Origin of the sequence: Rhizobium sp. B230/85 (genome assembly GCF_019355735.1) — a bacterium.
In the GTDB taxonomy this organism is placed as follows: Bacteria; Pseudomonadota; Alphaproteobacteria; order Rhizobiales; family Rhizobiaceae; genus Rhizobium; species Rhizobium rhododendri.
The window spans coordinates 1,052,039-1,068,604 of the sequence record NZ_CP072157.1 but is presented as its reverse complement, the minus strand read 5'-3'; the positions used below and the strand labels follow the sequence as shown (position 1 = coordinate 1,068,604).

14 protein-coding genes and 1 pseudogene are annotated in these 16,566 nt (G+C 58.3%); 3 read left to right on the top strand and 12 right to left on the bottom strand.

All coding sequences use genetic code 11. The features are described from left to right. Positions 1-233: 233 nt before the first annotated feature. The 7 genes from J5289_RS22985 to J5289_RS22955 form a co-directional block, all read right to left on the bottom strand. Positions 234-647 carry a curlin gene (locus J5289_RS22985; RefSeq protein WP_143123453.1) on the bottom strand — a complete coding sequence of 138 codons (414 nt, stop codon included), beginning with the start codon at positions 645-647 and terminating at the stop codon, positions 234-236. 169 nt (positions 648-816) lie between these two features. After that, a complete protein-coding gene (gene csgH, locus J5289_RS22980) occupies positions 817-1,215 on the bottom strand; it encodes a curli-like amyloid fiber formation chaperone CsgH (RefSeq protein ID WP_209186272.1) in 399 nt (132 codons plus the stop codon). Between the two features lie 61 nt (positions 1,216-1,276). After that, complete coding sequence (locus tag J5289_RS22975) at positions 1,277-1,714, bottom strand: curlin (protein ID WP_142832365.1); 438 nt, start codon at positions 1,712-1,714, stop codon at positions 1,277-1,279. A 252-nt stretch (positions 1,715-1,966) separates the two neighbouring features. Next, positions 1,967-2,416: a thioesterase family protein gene (locus tag J5289_RS29955; protein WP_209186270.1), complete on the bottom strand. Its 450-nt coding sequence runs from the start codon at positions 2,414-2,416 to the stop codon at positions 1,967-1,969. Between the two features lie 87 nt (positions 2,417-2,503). Then, positions 2,504-3,361, bottom strand: a complete 858-nt coding sequence (locus tag J5289_RS22965; protein WP_247750714.1) for a DUF3313 domain-containing protein — start codon at positions 3,359-3,361, stop codon at positions 2,504-2,506. 72 nt (positions 3,362-3,433) lie between these two features. Beyond that, on the bottom strand, positions 3,434-6,538 hold the full coding sequence (locus J5289_RS22960) for an efflux RND transporter permease subunit (RefSeq protein WP_209207185.1): 3,105 nt from the start codon (positions 6,536-6,538) through the stop codon (positions 3,434-3,436). Next, positions 6,535-7,611 (bottom strand): efflux RND transporter periplasmic adaptor subunit, encoded by a 1,077-nt coding sequence (locus J5289_RS22955; protein WP_209207186.1) that lies wholly within the window; start codon positions 7,609-7,611, stop codon positions 6,535-6,537. The genes J5289_RS22960 and J5289_RS22955 overlap by 4 nt, the downstream gene beginning before the upstream one ends. Before the next feature lie 216 nt (positions 7,612-7,827). Between J5289_RS22955 and J5289_RS22950 the strand changes: the two genes are divergently transcribed. Continuing rightward, positions 7,828-8,574 (top strand): response regulator, encoded by a 747-nt coding sequence (locus tag J5289_RS22950; protein ID WP_247750715.1) that lies wholly within the window; start codon positions 7,828-7,830, stop codon positions 8,572-8,574. Next, the gene (locus J5289_RS22945) at positions 8,567-9,892 is read left to right on the top strand and encodes an ATP-binding protein (protein WP_209186265.1); all 1,326 of its coding nucleotides are present in this window, start codon (positions 8,567-8,569) and stop codon (positions 9,890-9,892) included. Before J5289_RS22950 ends, J5289_RS22945 begins: the two co-directional genes overlap by 8 nt. A gap of 448 nt (positions 9,893-10,340) precedes the next feature. Here J5289_RS22945 and J5289_RS22940 read toward each other — a convergent pair whose 3' ends face one another. The 5 genes and pseudogenes from J5289_RS22940 to J5289_RS22920 form a co-directional block, all read right to left on the bottom strand. After that, positions 10,341-10,679, bottom strand: coding sequence for a hypothetical protein (locus J5289_RS22940; RefSeq protein WP_209207187.1), 339 nt, complete (start codon positions 10,677-10,679; stop codon positions 10,341-10,343). A 239-nt stretch (positions 10,680-10,918) separates the two neighbouring features. Next, positions 10,919-11,921: pseudogene (gene repC, locus J5289_RS22935) on the bottom strand (plasmid replication protein RepC); the annotation flags it as partial. A gap of 156 nt (positions 11,922-12,077) precedes the next feature. Further along, positions 12,078-13,055, bottom strand: a complete 978-nt coding sequence (repB, locus tag J5289_RS22930; protein ID WP_142831346.1) for a plasmid partitioning protein RepB — start codon at positions 13,053-13,055, stop codon at positions 12,078-12,080. Between the two features lie 75 nt (positions 13,056-13,130). After that, entirely contained in the window at positions 13,131-14,327 is a 1,197-nt protein-coding gene (repA, locus tag J5289_RS22925) for a plasmid partitioning protein RepA (RefSeq protein WP_142831347.1), read from the bottom strand. A gap of 227 nt (positions 14,328-14,554) precedes the next feature. Continuing rightward, complete coding sequence (locus tag J5289_RS22920; RefSeq protein WP_111223089.1) at positions 14,555-15,634, bottom strand: IS630 family transposase; 1,080 nt, start codon at positions 15,632-15,634, stop codon at positions 14,555-14,557. 144 nt (positions 15,635-15,778) lie between these two features. On the opposite strand from J5289_RS22920, the gene J5289_RS22915 reads away from it, so the two are divergent. Beyond that, complete coding sequence (locus tag J5289_RS22915; protein WP_143123302.1) at positions 15,779-16,564, top strand: SDR family oxidoreductase; 786 nt, start codon at positions 15,779-15,781, stop codon at positions 16,562-16,564. Positions 16,565-16,566: the final 2 nt, after the last annotated feature.

Sequence of the window (16,566 nt, the reverse complement as noted above, 5' to 3'; positions counted from 1 at the left end):
GTTACACAACGGCGCGCTTTCTGTGCGTGTCAGCTCTCTTAGCGCAGCAATTAGTCAACGGCAAATGCCGCGTCGTTCCCGGTCGCCAACGTATGCGTGGCCGCATCGCCGTTCTCCTTGCGCACCAGGCTTTCTATCGACCTGCTGACCGATGCACGCAAGCGCCGCGTTGTCCTGAGTAAGGTGACGCGTATGACCGACCTCGACCGACCTCTTTACATTGATGAACTGCGTTACCAGCCGTAGCTAAAGGTAGCACCGCTGCCGTTGTTCCCGTCCTGGACCACGTCGGTTCGAGCATTGCGCCCATATTGAAATATACCGTAGGCGTTGTTGTCGCCATTCTGCCGCAAGGTTGCGGAATGACCGTTGCCGTGTTGCTGGATGAATCCAAGATTGCCGCGACCCGCCTGAGCGATGCCAGCCACATTCCCCCGGCCCAGCTGGCGGATGTCAGCACCTTTCAGGCCGCGGAAGAGCGAATAGACGCGCAGTCCTGTTGAGAAAAGACCGCTATCCTCAGCATTGTCCGGCGCGAGATTGAAAGAGATCTGGCCGCCGGCATAGGCTGGCACAGACAAGGCTACTTGCCCGATGCTCCCAGCAAGAAGAGCGACGGTAAGGATTTTAATCACGTTGCGGGTCATCCTCGTCTCCATTCATCGGCTACCTCGGCCGTTGATCAACTTTCGCATCCTGTCGCTGAACCAGATTGGAATTGCCCGTTCACTTGTCGTTCAGTGGTGTGGTGTTGGTCGAAAGCAAAAAGGGCGCCAAAACGGCGCCCTTTTTCAGGGATTGCAGAGTGCTGAGCCTTTAGCTGCCGGGGATCTGTTTCGAGCAGCTGAAACTCTTGTCCCCGATCAGAACATCCAATGTGGCTTTGTATTTGATGCCTCCAGTTTCGAGGGAGACGGAGCTGAGGATTGTCGGATGTCCGACTGTCGCATCAAAATCGCCACTCTGATTAGTCGTAGAGATACCGCCGTTCCCCGTCTTCTCGACACGGAATGTGTAGGTTCCGCTGACATGCTTATCGACGTCGACACGCGCGTCCAGTTTCACCACACCTGCTCCGGGCGATACTTCGATTTGGCAAAGCTGCGCCGCGTCAGGTTGCCCAGCCGTCATCATCGCCGCGACGGCGGTCACGGGAAGCAGGGCCAGCGCAAGAATTGTCATCAGACGGCGCGGATATTCAACGCTATTTGGCATGGGTCATCCCCTATTGTCTGCGGTTGCGAACTTGACCTCTTCGACGTCATCGAGCCGCAGCTTACGGGCAGGTCTGGACGAAGGCTGCGACGTTGCCGTTGCCGCCCTGGCTGACATTTGCGCTGCAGCCGCTACCGACCTGGACGCCGGCTGCGATATTGCCGTTGCCATCCTGGGTAAGGATAGTCGTGTGATTGGAGCCAAACTGGCCAATACCAGCTACGTTGCGGTTACCGTTCTGATAGGTGGCGCCGTAATTGCCATTGCCCTCCTGACCGACAGCCGAAAGGTTATGACGACCGTATTGATGGCCGACAATCCGGTTGTAGCCACCGTTCTGATAGGTCCTGATCCTATTTTCGAACCCTTCCTGCGCGCCACCGGCAGAATTCGACCAGCCATATTGTTCGATACGCACATCGTTGGCCATGGCAGGGGCTGCGGCGGTAAGACCAACGAGAGCGACGAGTGCGGTTGCAATGAAAGACGTGCGGATCATGACTTTGTCTCCTCAGGCGGATAGGACCGCGGTTGAACACCCCTTTTCTAGACGCCAGCTTTGGAATGGAAGCTGAAGACACTATTCAGTCAGCGTTCACTCTCAGAGGCCGCCGCCAATGTTGTCACGGCCAAGTAACTGCTTTGAAAAGCGAAGGAATTGAAAAAACGCGCTTTAAGATTTGGGGTAATTTGGCCGGACCGCGCCAGATCGCTCGATTGATAACGCCAGTCGTGAGATTTACTCCCTCTGTCACGCAGGCAGGAAGGCCCTTATGATTTCCCTTGCCAGTCGATGGGGACGCCTTGTCGAGGCGTCGATGCAGCACCAGGAGCTTTCTATTTCCGCGCAAAGCTCATCGCGACGCTTCACCAGCGTTGTGAAGGATGCCCGAGGTCCAGACGCGTGGGTCGCGGTCACCAACGCACGGATGGGATCGCCCAGGAGCACCGGCTTTCTATATCGGATGTGATGAGCTAGTGCGACCCAAACCAGATCGCTCCGGGCATCGGTTGGTGCGATGTGGTGCCAGTAGCCGAGGACGGCTTTCTGCACCCACTGAAGATAGATGGAATTGTTGACGTGCCCCTGCTCATCGATGTCGGTCGGCGAAACGACGATTGCAAGATCGAACGTTGGCGCGAACGAAGGAAGAGGCGAGGTCTCAGGTAGCTGCCTTTTATCAACTGGTTGAAATATCAATGGTCTTGCTCTCGGTATTGGGACGCAGCTTGGCTGCAGCGCGTCAGGAAAGGGCGCTGCCTCTTTGAAAGATGTCGTGGCCAAGCGCTAAAGCTTAGGGCCAGAATCGCTCCAGGATGGTGGCGTGCCAAGAAGGCTCAGGGCCAATCCGGAGACACCGGGTGCACGACCGTAGGCTTCACAGGCAGCGTTCTTTGGTGCCCCACCGAGTTGTGACCGCAATTTCTGCCGGGATGGGAGCGACACGTGTAAACCAGAGGTGTTCTTTCCTTTCACAAGCATTTCTGCGAATTGACCGGCAAAGGCAGAGGCAAGGCCGTAGGCGTCTCCGACTTCGGAGACCCTCGCTTGATTGGTGATCGAGTTCGCGCCGCGGGACCAGACGATGGCTGCCCTCTGCATGCCGTCCTTGTCGAGGGCTTCCGCTTCCACCGCTAGTCCTCCAAGGCCAATGGGGAGGCGAGGCACGCCAACGGGCAGGACGACCGAGCTTCCCAGACTGACGGCCGTCGATAATCCGGCCGCGAACTTGCCGGTTGGCACGATGTCCGTGATGACGGCCTTGACGGTGATGTCGGCGGGCTCGCCGGGACCAACGATGTTGTATCGATCGCTGAGGCCGATGCAGAGCGCTCGATCAAGGGCATTGGAGACCAGACGCCCGTCGCCAGTATTGTGAATGCTCGAGGAGGCCTGAGGCGACAAGCGTGTCGAAGAAATTGCAACTGTAGTCGCAGCCAGCAATGCTGGTGTATCTACGTAGGAGCGGGACTTGCTAAAGCGCCCTTCGCTCGCTCCCAGACTGCCGTATGACGTCAGCGCCCCGGACTCGGTCAGCGGAACCGAGCTGCAACTTGCAAGACTGAGCGCGACACAAAGTCCGGCCGCCTTCCAGATGACGAGATGGGTTTTGAAAAAGGTCTGGTGCAAGCCTTTGATCGTCATAGCCATTAAAGTCCAATTTTCAGGGAGATACACATTGTCGTGGAATCGGGTTGCCGTTGCGGCTCGCCTCCGTCAACCCAGGTCTACAGCGCTCTGCTGCGATCGCGCGGGAACGGCCCGCCTGGCTTCTGCCGCAAGCAAAAGCGACATCGCTGAGGGCAGGAGGGTCAGGGTCAGGAGCGTGGCAACCGCGAGCCCGCCGATGATCGCCGAGGCCATCGGGCCCCAGAAGATCTCGGAGGCGATCGGGATCATGCCAAGGATGGCAGCGCAGGCTGTCAGGACGATCGGTCGTGCACGGTGGAGGGATGCCGCGATGATCGCCTCGTCGGGCAGTTGTCCCCGCGCAACATTCTGGTCGATCTCCTGAATGAGGATGACCGCGTTGCGAATAATCATGCCGGCAAGGGCAATCACACCGAGTTGCGCAACAAAGCCCATTGGCGTGCCGGTCGGCAGCATCGCAAGAACCACACCGACAAGCCCGAACGGAGCCATCAGGAGAGCAAGCGCCATGCGCGTGAAACTCTGCAATTGGATCATGAGGAGGGCGACGATGACGAATATCATGACGGGAACGACCGCGAAGATGGAGGAATTGCCCTTGTCGGATTCTTCCGTGATACCGCCTGCGGTGATGGTGTAGCCGAAGGGAAGATCCTGACGCAGCGCGTTGAGCTGTTCGTCGACCTTTCCAGCGACCGTTGCGGCGAGGGCGCCATTCTGGACGTCCGACTGCACGATGATCATCGGTTTGCCTTGCCGCCTCCAGATGATCGGGTCTTCCATGCCGTAGGCAACGGTCGCCACCTGACGAAGCGGCACATGGCTTCCGTCGCCGGTACGAAGCTCAAGATTGCTCACCTCGGCAACGGACGTGCGGTCAGCCTCGGTGCCCTTGACGACGACATCCACCAGCCTGTTCCTGTCGCGGATCGTGGTGACGGTCGATCCGGAAAAGATCGCTGTGATCTGGTTGGCGATCGATTCCGAACTCATGCCGAGCGCCCGGGCCTCGGTCTGGTTCACCTGAATGGTCACGCTCTTTTGCGGCTCTCCGGCGGTCATATTGACGTCGCAGGCATCCGGATTGCTGCCGATGATGGATGCGACTCTTGCCGACAGGACGCGAACCTGCTGATAATCGGGCCCGGACACCCGAAATTTCAGAGGCCAACCGACGGGAGGCCCAAGTTCGAGCGGCGAGACGCGCGTCACCAGATCCGAGAACTTGTCGTCCAGCGCAGTTTCAATTCTCTGGCGGACGGCGTCCCTGGCCTCGACGCTCTTGGCGACCACAACGGTTTCGGTCACGTTGTCGTTTTCGAGTTGAAGGTCCATCGGAAGGTAGAAGCGGACAGACCCCGATCCTACATAGGTGGTGTAGTGATCGATGTCCGGGTCCTTGGCGAGAACATCCTCCAACTGCTTGGCGCGGATCTCTGTTGCTGCCCGCGACGCGTTCTGGGGCAGGGTCAGGCCAATTAACAGCTCCGGCCTGTCGGATGCCGGGAAGAACTGCTGCTCGAGGCGACCGAAGCCCGCAACCGACAGGCCGAATGCCACAAGCGAGCAGATGATCGTCAGCCAGCGATGCCGCAGCGTCCAGGCCACGCTCCTGCGATAGAGGGTCGATATCCGGCCCGCTTCGCCGTGAGAGTGAGCCAGTGCCTTCGGCAATATCCACGTGCCGAGAAGGGGCGAAAAGAGAACCGCCACGATCCAGGACGACGACAGTGCGATGAAGATCACCATGAACAGCGAGAATGTATATTCTCCGGCACTGGACGCCGCAAAGCCGACGGGAATGAAACCGGCGATCATGACCGCTGTGCCGGTCAGCATGGGGAAGGCGGTTGTCTCGTAGGCGTATGTCGCGGCAACGGAGCGCGACTTGCCATTCTCCAGGCAGGAGACCATGCTTTCGACGGTGATCATGGCATCGTCGACCAGCAGACCCAGGGCAATGATGAGAGCCCCCAAGGAGATCCGCTGAAGACCGACGCCGGCGATTTCCATGCCGAAAAATGTCAGGGCCAGGACGAGAGGTATGGAGATCGTCACCACCAGGCCGGCCCTTGTGCCCAGCGACACAAAAGAAACGGCAAGGACGATAATGATCGCTTCGACCAGGACTTTCGTGAAGCCGTCGACTGCATCCTCGACCACTGTAGACTGATCCGCGACCTCGCTCATTTCGATGCCGGCTGGCAGCTGGGACGCAATGGCTTTCATCTGCGTTTTCAGGGTCTGGCCAAAGGTCAGGAGGTTGCCGTCCTTCGCCATGGAAATCGCAAGTGCGATCACTTCCTTGCCGTTGACGCGCACGGTTGGTGCGGGCGGGTCAACGCTGCGTCTCGAGATGGTCGCTATCGAATCGAGCCTGAAATAGCGACCGCCGAGCTTCAGCGTCATGTCCTTGAGAGTGTCCTCGGAAGCGAAAGCCCCGCTGACCCGGACAGAAATCTTTTCTTCCGTCGTCTGGATCAATCCGGCGGGACTGACGGCGTTTTGGGCGCGGATCGCTTCGATTGCGGCAGCCGGATCGATCCCGAGACTGGCAAGCTTGCCCGGCGAGAACTCGATCAGAACCTGTTCTTCCTGGGTGCCGAGAAGATTTACCTTGCCGATATTGGGTAGCGAGAGAATTGCCTCGCGGATTGCCTCGACGCGATCGCGCAGTTCTCTTGGGCTAAATCCATCGCCATGGAAGGCATAGATGCTTCCATAGGTGTCGCCGAATTCGTCGTCGAAGAAAGGCCCGGAGACGCCTTCCGGTAATGTCGATGAGATATCCGACACCTTCTTGCGAACTGTGTACCAGATTCCATCGACCTCTGCGGGCGGGGTGTCGTCGCGCAAGTTCACCATGATCACGGCTTGGCCGGGACGCGTATAGCTCTGCGTATAATCGAGGTGTGGCGTTTCGGAGAGTTTCTTTTCAAGCTTGTCGGTCAGCAGACTAACAGTTTCGTCGACGTTCGCGCCGGGCCAGCTCGCGCTGACGACCATCGTCTTGATGGTAAACGGAGGGTCCTCGTTACGAGACAGGTTCAGATAGCTCAACACGCCGCCTGTGATCGTCGCGAGCATCAGGAAAATCACCAGTGAGCTATGGGTGATCGCCCATCTGGACAGATTGAAGCGGTTGCCGGAAGTGCTTGGGTGAGGGCTCATAGACGGTCGTCTTTCTCGACGGTGACGGCTTCGCCGTCACGCAGCTTGGTGACACCGGCTGTCGCGACAAGATCGCCGTCGCCAAGGCCGTCAGAAACAAACATGCTCCTGCCCGCGTACCGCTCTATCTTGATGGCCCGCGCATGAACGGTTTTGCTCGGAGGCACGTAGACAAAGACTGCCTGATCCTGTCCGAGACGGACAAGTGCTGAAGATGGAACCTCGAACAGGCGCTTTGGCGAAAGGATCACCTTGCCGCTGACGGCAGCCCCCATCGGGAAGCCCTGGACCGGGTTTTGCAAGGTCACCCTGACGCGATAGGTTCGGGTTGTTGCATCAGCCGATGGCGTGACCTCCCGCACCTTTCCCGTTGCGGTCTTGGTCGGGTCGGATAGGAGCCTGATCTGGATCTCGGGGTCGTTCAGGTTCTCGTTCCACAGTTGCTCGGGGATATCGAAAACCGCATCCAGTTCCGCGTTCGAGCTCAGCGTCATTATAGTCTGGCCGGAGGTAACGACCTGGCCCACACTGGCAGAGACGCCGGAGACTATGCCATCGCGATCAGCTCTCAGGTCTGTGTAGGAGAGAGACTGTCTGGCGCTATCCAAAGCCGCGCTCGCGGCTTCCAGCTTTGATTTTGCTGCGTGCAGATTGGCGTCGCCTTGCTGAAGCTGGGCGCGCGAAATGGCATCTTTTGAAAACAGTTCCCAATTGCGCGCTGCGGTGAGCTCGGCGAGCCCTACGTCGGACTTTGCTACATCGACTTGCGCCGACGCGGACGAGACGTTGATAGATGACGGGATCTTGTCGACACTTGCGAGGACATCGCCCGCTTTGACGGAGGTGCCGTTCTCGATCCGAAAGACAATCTTGCCCTCCAGCCGGAAGCTCATCGGGATCTGATAGCGTGGCTGAACCTCGCCGGTTTGACTGAAGGCTTGGCCAATAAGCTGCGATTGAACTGTCACGACCCTGACAGTGCGCGCCCTCGGTGGAGGCGCCGCATCGTCCGAGCAGGCAGTTAGTCCTGTTGCGCACAGGGTGGCGCAGCAGGCAAGGATACGGCTGAGCATAGGCACTCCAGTAGGGCTGCATGCCGCTCGACAAAGCGACGCAAATTCAGTGCCTGATCTCTGCCACATGGGTTTCGGGGCGCGCATTGCATTGTGTTAAGTTTTGTTTCAGCCGAGGAACCGACCTTGCCCGCCAGCAACAAAACTTAATCTTTCGCATCCCCAGGTGCGCGCAGTACCGTGGTATGAGAGACCAAATACGGGAGACAATTGCTCATGGAGCCAGCCTGCACCCCCATGTCCAATGCGCCGAAAATCCTCATTGTCGAAGATGATGCCCAGATTGCAGGTCTCGTTCGGGACAGTCTCGTGGAGCAGGGAATGGTGGTCGATATTGCGGCAGACGGTGCGGCCATGGATGCAAGGATGAGAGCGGATGACTTCGATCTCGTCGTTCTCGATGTGATGCTTCCTGGTGAGGACGGGTTCAGCATATGCCGGAGGCTTCGCGGGGCCGGCGATATTCCCATCCTGATGCTGACATCCGTCAGTAGCGATATCGACAGGGTTGTCGGGCTCGAGATCGGTGCGGACGACTACGTCACCAAGCCCTTTGTCCTCAGGGAACTCGTTGCCCGCATCAAAGGGCTACTCCGCCGATCGAGACTCGCCTCTCCCCCGATCGAGGTTCGGCGAAAACGCATTTTCCGTTTCGACAACTGGCGTATTGATCCGATCCGGCGGCAGGTACACGACCCGAGCCATGCGCGCGTCGCCATGACAACACATGAGTTTGACCTCCTGATCGCTTTTTGTCAGAACCCCGGTCAAGTGCTGACCAGGGAACAGCTGCTGGCTCTCACCCACGCGGGTCTGGCCGGCCCGATCGAACGCAGCATCGACGTTCATATAAGTCGCCTGCGGCAAAAGATCGAACGCGACCCTCGCGATCCCTTGATTGTCAAAACGGTCCGGATGGGTGGCTACGTCTTCACGGCGGCGGTGGAGGAGGTCGATGCCTAAGACTGCCACCAGCATCCCCAAAACCCTTCGTGGTCAGATCACGCTCATCATTCTGGTGGCTTTGGTGACGGTCATTGTCTGTGGGCGGGCGCTGGAAAACCTTGCCAAACGAGACTTTACCGCACCCAACCTCGAAAGGGCTGTCGAGCAGGTGAAGACCCTGGCGATGCTTCTGTCGCAGACCCCTTCAGCGGATCGTCCCGCCATTGTTGCAACTGCCCGACGTGCAGGACTGGACGTCTCGCTCGCACCGATTTCGATGGTTTCGCAATTCAAGGGCTCGTCCGAACTCCAGAGCGTTGCCGAGACGTTTGCAGACTTGCTGTTTCCTCCGGACGGCGAGCCGCCTCTCGGCGGATGGCGAGCGCTGCTAGATGGGCGACGGGTCATTGCGGAGCGGGTCGACGAGGAAAACATCGTCGTGTCCTTCGGTTTTCCGGACACGATCATAACGAGCTCATTCCTCAGCCAAAGCACGTATTATTTCATGGCGGTCATCGTGCTCATCGTCTTCTTCTTCATCTTCGCGATTCGGACGGTGACAGAACCCATCAAGAAAATCTCCGAAGCAGCAACGCTTTCGGACATCAGCAGCGGCTCGCGTATTTTCGAAGAGCGCGGCAGCGTCGAGATTGTCTCTCTGGCGCGCGCGCTCAATGGCATGCGAAACCGGATCCATCTCATGGTCGAGGGCCGCACGCAGATGCTGAGAGGCATCAGCCACGATGTGCGCACGCCGCTGACGCGGCTCAGATTGCGGATCGAGCGTATGGGCGACGGCTCTACGCGAGACGCGCTGCTGACCGATATCGACCATATGGACAGGTTGCTCACAGAAAGTCTGAACTATCTTCGCGATGACTACGCCACCGAGGAGGTGGAACGGGTCGACGTCGCCAGCATCCTGCAGACCGTGTGCAGTGATTTCTCAGACGTTGGGTTCAACATGACCTATCGCGGGCCCAATAAAATGATCGCCAATTGCCGTCCGCTTTCCATGATGCGCGCTGTTACAAACCTCTGTGACAATGCCTCGAAGTTTTCCAACTCCGCCTGTGTTGAACTCCGGCAAACCGCAACCGGCTTTTCCATCTCGGTCGCCGACGACGGGCCGGGAGTATCCGAGGAACTCCGCGAAAAGGTGCTCCAACCGTTCTTCAAAGGAGATCCGTCACGACGCGGCCAAGCAGGCTTCGGTCTCGGCCTGTCTATTGTGGCCGACATCGCCCGCTCCCACGGCGGCAGCATCTCCTTGTCCTCCAATCAGCCCCACGGTCTGATAGCGCGGATCAGCGTACCTGATGCTAGACATGATTGAAGCGAAACGGAGACTTCCAAGAAGGCGAGCGGCGTGGATACAGGGAAGCGATTAGTGGCGTCGGTGACGAATTCGCTTGCCCCTCAAGGCTGTTGATCACGGCGTCTGCCGAACTGCTGACTATCCTGTCCCCTGCCTTTGTAGTGACTTCGGCGCAATGAGGTTCGAGCTCTGCTTGCACATGAGGGTGTGAGTCTAGACTATGCCAGCGCCATATGCCATGCTTATCCGGCATTTGGCGCTGGCGTCGAGACGGCGTGGATTGAGGCGTCGCCTTACCGCCACATGCCTGATCTGAATGCGTACGGCTGGCTTTTGACGGCGCTGGAAGGATGTGGTCACCTCGGCATCGCGTGCTCAGACGGACAGCGTCACGTCAAGCGTGGGCCTTCCTGCTGGCGAAGCTTACGGCAAGGACGGCGAAGATGAGCGTTCCTGTTCCGACCTGTTATCGGCTGCCGGGCTTCGTGAAGGGCACCACGCGACCGTCCTTGGACTCCCCCTCATCCAGAGCATGCCGACCGATCAGCTTGACAAGAGTGGGTGAGACGTTCCAGTGCTTTTCGTCATCGGTATGGATCGTGACGGTTTTACGATTTCGACGGATGACGATCCCCGTAATCGTTTTGCCGTCGGTCGCCTCGAACATGACGGCACTGCCAATCTTAATCTGCCGCAACGCTTGATCTGTTTTTTGCCGATGGAGAAGATGAAGCCGCTCGACGATACGCTCGTTCAATGCCAGCAGTTCGGCCTCATCGAGCGTGTGGATATCGATATCGGTCATGGCGCAGCTTCATCCCTCAATGACAGTTTTCTTCAAGGACCATCTCGATTATGATGTAAGCTGCACACCGACACAATTGCCTGACAAACCGGAGCCGCGATAAAATCTGCCCATATACCCATTTTACAGCTCAAGACTTCGACGAATTTCTAACGATTAACTCTATATTTTATTTGCATTTTGTACTCATAACGGCACCCAAAGGGAGCCAAATTTCCGCTGCATCTACCACTCCCGCACCCTGTCTCTTCGCGTCTACCGGCATTGGCCCTTGCGAGCGACATCAGCATCGGGCCGATGGCGAACTCGCCGCGCTCCGTCCTGCAGGTGAGGTCGCGCAGATATCTGACGGCCGACGTGATGCTGCCGGCCCGTTCCAGCACGCAGGCCGTGACGGTCGCCGCATTCTCGGGCCCCATTATAGCGCAAGCCTCCTCGTAGGCGCGGGGGCTGACCCCCATCAGGTCTCGCCTATTGCCGATACTGCCGCCCGGGCCGTAGGACAGGATTTCCGGGCAGGCCTGCAACACAAGCCCGAGCGGAAACGCCTTTAGGCCCGGTTGATCTCTGCTCGCCGTCGTGGTTTCACCAAACGGCCATCCGTTAGGCTTATGCGCTCGAAAGCCTCATCCGCCGCAGGGGCCTCATCGATCTCTTCGACAATAGGCGTGATGTCATGGATGTCGGGCGAGCGTGGGATCCGGGCTACGAGATCGCGGAAATGCCCTTGTACCATAGGCCAGTCACCCGGCACGCCCTCTTCCAGCGCCGTCGCGATCAGCTTGGCAATGTCACGCCGGCAGAGCGACAGGCGCTCGCGCATCGCCCTGAGCGGGCTGGTCGACGGTGACCTGCGCTGCCAGTGTCTGGATTCATCAGAGCGGGCAATCAGCGGGGCGATATTGAAGCCATAGGCCTGGTCGACCTCCCCCTCCCCGTCCCGGCGCGCAAAGCGCTTGCCGTTCGGGCTATCCTTGCGCACCAGCAATCCGGCGTCCATCAGCGCTGCCAGATGGCGGCGCAGCGTCGCTGGCGCAATGCCGTGGGCGCGGATCGACAGCTGGGCGTTGGAGGGAAAGACAGCGAGGCCGTGCTTTGCACTGAGCTCATTGCCCGGATAGAAGCTCAGCAGCGCGTTAAGCACCGCCAGCGCCCTGTCGGAAAGACCGAGCATTGGCTTGCCAGCAGGCCACGCGTCATATCCCGTCGACCAAAGGGCGTCGTCACACTTCCTGTCTGCATTCTCTCGTCACCTTCAATAGGGCAATAGAAATCTGCTCACCAAACGGAGCCAACATTCTTGATGGTGTTTCCGGAAAATGCCGATTCATAGTCGGCTATAATTTCGAGAAGCGCTTCCACATCCACAACGTTTTGCGGGCCTTTCTCTGGTGCGGTTCAGTCTTTTGCTTTATTCGCGTCACGGCTGGAAAATGAGTGGTAAAGCTGTTCCAGATTTTCCGACAGATACTCTCCGAACGCCGCAGCATCCTTGGATTTCAGCGCCAGCGAGAATATCTTACCATCATGCTTTGCTGTGACGCTGACACTTTTGTTCGCCAGCGACCATGATTTTTCCTGAACCTTGCGCGCGACGCGCTTGCTCTGCTTGAGGTGTGACATGAGCCTTTGAAAGCGCTCGTCACTGGTCCCCTCCGCAAATTCAGGGCTGACAATGAACGTCATCGCCTTGTCCAGACTGGATGGCTTCTCCAGTAAGATCTTCAATTCGTACCAGCGATCTCGGCCGATCGACTTCGCAGTCCCGATAGCTTCCAGTATCTCCGGTGGAATGCTTGTGACCGCCAGCATTTTTGAGAGCGTCGCACGATCAAGCGACAGCGCCGTCATGATGATGTGGTTGTCATTGTCGTAGTGAAGACGCGACAGCTCACCGGCAAAGACTGCGCGTTCGATGAAAGAGAGGTTGGCACGGGCAGAGTTCTCCTGTCCCTGCGCAACGACATGCTCCCGATCTTCCATATCCTTGACGACGGCACGGACCTTACGCCCCAACGTCTTGGCCGCCCTTAGCCGCCGGTGGCCGAAAACCACCATGTAGCGACCGTCGGTCTTGGGATGCGGACGGACCAGAATGGGACTATCCTGTCCCCTGTCCCTGATGCCGTTCACCAGCTCCTCGAATTCCTTGGCATCGTCTTCGAGGCGATCCCTGATGAAGGAAGCATCTACGACATCGGGATCGAGTTCGACAATCGTTTGTCCTTCGAGCAATTTGTCTGCACGGCTGGCGAGCTCATCGATGGAATTCAAAATCGACCTTGAAGCGCCCTTGACGGTATAGTCGAGCAGCGGCCGGGTTTCATCCGAAACATGGTCGTCCATGACATGGGCAAATGGGTTCTTACGCGCCATCTGTGTTACCCTCCAATTGCACTAGACCCTTGAATAATATTGAGAAATCCTTGCTTTTGACGGCAGTCAACATCGTCACATCCGCCCCCACGCACGGTGAATCAAACCCTGGATCTCGAAATTGACGGCATCCATGCATTCGATGGCGCGGTCATAAGTCCCACGCGTGAAATTCGAGCGCTCAACTTCGTACAAGGTCTGCTTCGTAAGACCCGCATCTGAGATCGCCGTGGTCTTGACCATCGGGCTTTTCAAGATCTCCTCTGCGAGCATCGATTGCATGAATCCGAGCATCTGGACCTGCGGCACGTCTGTCGGCTCGTATCGGGTGATGAGATAACGCAGCCAGTCCATCCGCACGTCCGCACCCGCCTTCTTGATCGTCCGGGTGATATTGCCGAGCATCAGCAGGAATTGGCTCATTGACATCAGGTCGAGCATTTGCGGGTGAACGGTGATGAGAACGGATGTCGCAGCAGTCAAAGCGGTCAGAGTCAGATAGCCGAGTTGCGGTGGGCAATCGATCACCACGACATCGTACCTGTCGTCGACTTCCAGCAGGCCCTTGCCCAGACGCGTGAAGAAACGCTTCCCCTCGGTGCCGACCTGCATCGCCAACGGCGTGTCGTATTCGTATTCCTGCAGCTCAAGATTTGCCGGAATGATGTCGAGGCCCGGGAAGTTGGTCTGCAGGATCACGTCGCTGATCGGCTTGCGTTCGTCATCATAACGGATCGTGTCGTAGAGCGACGGGTTCTTGTCCAGCTCCGGCTGAAATCCGTGAAGCGCCGAGAGCGAGGCCTGCGGGTCGAGATCGATTGCAAGGACCCGGTGGCCGGTCAGGGCAAGATGCTGGGCCAGATGGGCGGCCGTCGTAGTCTTGCCTGACCCGCCCTTGAAATTGACGACGGCCACCACTTGCAGTTTGTCGCCTGCCTTGCGATGCGGCACATACTTCTTGGCTTCGGCCTTTCCGGTCTTATCCAGCAGCAGGCGAAGTTCCGACATCTGTTCCGCAGTATAGAGACGCCGACCTCCGGACGAGGTCTCGGGGACCGGGCCCTTGCCTTCCAGATGCAATCGCTTCAGATTGTTGGGGCTTACACCGAGATAATGCGCCACCTCCGCCATCGAAAACTTGCGCAGCGTCTTGCGTGCATTGGGCGGAAATTTCTCGAAGCGGAGCTGATCCAGCTTGCGCGAGATTTCTGCTCCCTGCTGCAGGATTTTATCGTCGAACTCAAACGACGGCAGCGGGGTGAAAGCATTCATGTCAAAGGACCATTCTGGCGATATTTTTCGGTGTATCGATGAATTGCCGCCATTATCTCCTTTTCTTTGATTCTGACAAGCAATTTAGAAGTCTGGCAAAGGGTAAAAGGTGCTGGGGCGCGCGCATCTCGTATCGACGGAGGCTTTTACCGGGGATGGAAGCAACCATCATGAAAACGTGAATGGTTTCTCGTCGCTTCAGGCGTAATGCTCGAGATGGTGGCCTGCTAGTGGATGGAATCTAACGCTTGGTGCCCGCGTTTAACGGCGGCGATGATTTTGTCGGGATCGGCGGTCCAAGTGAAGGGCTTTGGCTTTTTGTTGTGCTCAACGAGGAAACGGTTGATGGCGGCCTGGAGATCGACGACGGAATGGAAAACGCCGCGTTTCAGACGCCGCTTCGACAGCCTGGCGAAGAAACCCTCCACCGCGTTGAGCCATGAGCTTGAAGTCGGAGTGAAGTGGAAGGTGAAACGCTCGTGACGGTCGAGCCAGGCTCTCACCTTGGGATGCTTGTGGGCAGCATAGTTGTCGAGGATGACGTGGACGGCCTTGTCGTCCGGCACCTGGGCGTTAATGGCGTTGAGGAAGCGGATGAACTCCTGATGACGATGACGCTGCATGTTGCGGCCGATGACGGTGCCGTCGAGCACGTTGAGGGCGGCAAACAGCGTGGTTGTGCCGTGCCGCTTGTAGTCGTGGGTCATGGTGCCGAGCCGACCCTTCTTCATCGGCAGGCCCGGCTGGGTGCGGTCGAGCGCCTGGATTTGGCTTTTCTCATCGACCGACAACACGACGGCGTGGGCTGGCGGATCAACATAGAGGCCGACAACGTCTCGCAGCTTGTCGACGAATTTCGGGTCGTTGGACAATTTGAACTGCCGCCACCGATGAGGTGCGAGGCCATGCGCTTTCCAGATACGCCTGACTGCGCTGGCGCTGATGCCGGCGGCCGTCGCCATCATGTCGGCCGTCCAGTGCGTCGTCTCGCCCGGCGGATCAGCCAGCGTCAGGGCCACCACACGCTCGGCGACATCGGGTCCGAGCCGCACAATACGCGACGGCCGCGTCTTGTCGCGCAGGAGACCCTCGACGCCTTCTGTGGCGAAGCGCTCTTGCCAGCGCCATACGCAGGTCTTCGATTTGCCGGTCTGGCGCATAATCTCGACAGTCCCGACGCCATCGGCACTCAGCAGGATGATCTCGGCCCGCCAGACGTGCTTTTGGGGCGCATTGCGATCCCTGGTCAAGGCCATCAGGCGTTGGTGATCTGTTGGCGAAACGGTGAACGATATTCCTGTGCGCATGCGCCAGACTCGCATGCCAACCCAGCAAATGGAATCCCATACAGGACTCTTATGTCAGGCGGTAACCACTAGTCTGGCCGCCGCGCTCTGGTTGCGCTGCCTGGCGAACAGGCTCTGCGACCGGTCGGGGGATATAGACAGGAGATGGATGTGCATACGAAAAGCTTCAACGACAAGATCGTTCTCGTTACCGGCGGCTCGAAGGGTATCGGCTTGGCATGTGCCAAGCAATTTGTCGGGGAGGGGGCCCGTGTCGTCATCAGTTCTCGCTCGCAAGCCAATATCGACGAAGCGCTGAAAATGCTGCCGGGTGCAGTCGGCTTTGCCGCCGATCTCTCCGATGGTGCGGCTGCAGCGGCGTTGGTCAAACGGGTAGGACTGGATGTCGGTCCTGTCGACGTCCTCGTCAACTCGGCCGGTGCAGCCAAGCGATCGCCACCGGAGGACCTGACGCCCGCCTTCTGGCGCGCAGCCATGGATGCAAAGTTCTTCTCGACCATCAACGTTGTCGATCCCATCGTCAAGGCGATGGCTGCGCGGGGTCATGGCGTCATTATCAATATCATCGGCGCTGGCGGCAAGGTGGCGAGCCCCATCCATCTTGCGGGCGGTTCGGCGAATGCGGCGCTGATGTTGGCGACTGCTGGTCTCGGCAATGCCTATGCCGCATCCGGAGTGCGTATCGTCGGCATCAGTCCCGGTCTGACGCAAACCGGGAGAGTGGCGGAGGGAGTTGCAGCGGATGCGCGCCTTGCCGGCATCACCATCGAAGCCGCCATCGAGAACAGCGTTAAAAAGATCCCGATCGGGCGTATGGCGCTGCCGGAAGAAGTGGCCGACCTCGCGCTCTTTCTGGCCTCGGACAAGGCACGCTATATCACCGGCATCACCATTACCATGGATGGCGCCCAGTATCCTGTGGTCGTGTAGGA

Bases quoted from the DNA above. Each gene is read 5' to 3' on its own strand.
- repA (WP_142831347.1), bottom strand. From the start codon at position 14,327: ATGAATGCTTTCACCCCGCTGCCGTCGTTTGAGTTCGACGATAAAATC.
- J5289_RS22960 (WP_209207185.1), bottom strand. From the start codon at position 6,538: ATGAGCCCTCACCCAAGCACTTCCGGCAACCGCTTCAATCTGTCCAGA.
- J5289_RS22950 (WP_247750715.1), top strand. From the start codon at position 7,828: ATGGAGCCAGCCTGCACCCCCATGTCCAATGCGCCGAAAATCCTCATT.
- J5289_RS22975 (WP_142832365.1), bottom strand. From the start codon at position 1,714: ATGATCCGCACGTCTTTCATTGCAACCGCACTCGTCGCTCTCGTTGGT.
- J5289_RS22920 (WP_111223089.1), bottom strand. From the start codon at position 15,634: ATGCGCACAGGAATATCGTTCACCGTTTCGCCAACAGATCACCAACGC.
- J5289_RS22915 (WP_143123302.1), top strand. From the start codon at position 15,779: ATGGATGTGCATACGAAAAGCTTCAACGACAAGATCGTTCTCGTTACC.
- J5289_RS22940 (WP_209207187.1), bottom strand. From the start codon at position 10,679: ATGACCGATATCGATATCCACACGCTCGATGAGGCCGAACTGCTGGCA.
- csgH (WP_209186272.1), bottom strand. From the start codon at position 1,215: ATGCCAAATAGCGTTGAATATCCGCGCCGTCTGATGACAATTCTTGCG.
- J5289_RS22955 (WP_209207186.1), bottom strand. From the start codon at position 7,611: ATGCTCAGCCGTATCCTTGCCTGCTGCGCCACCCTGTGCGCAACAGGA.
- repB (WP_142831346.1), bottom strand. From the start codon at position 13,055: ATGGCGCGTAAGAACCCATTTGCCCATGTCATGGACGACCATGTTTCG.
- J5289_RS22985 (WP_143123453.1), bottom strand. From the start codon at position 647: ATGACCCGCAACGTGATTAAAATCCTTACCGTCGCTCTTCTTGCTGGG.
- J5289_RS22965 (WP_247750714.1), bottom strand. From the start codon at position 3,361: ATGACGATCAAAGGCTTGCACCAGACCTTTTTCAAAACCCATCTCGTC.
- J5289_RS22945 (WP_209186265.1), top strand. From the start codon at position 8,567: ATGCCTAAGACTGCCACCAGCATCCCCAAAACCCTTCGTGGTCAGATC.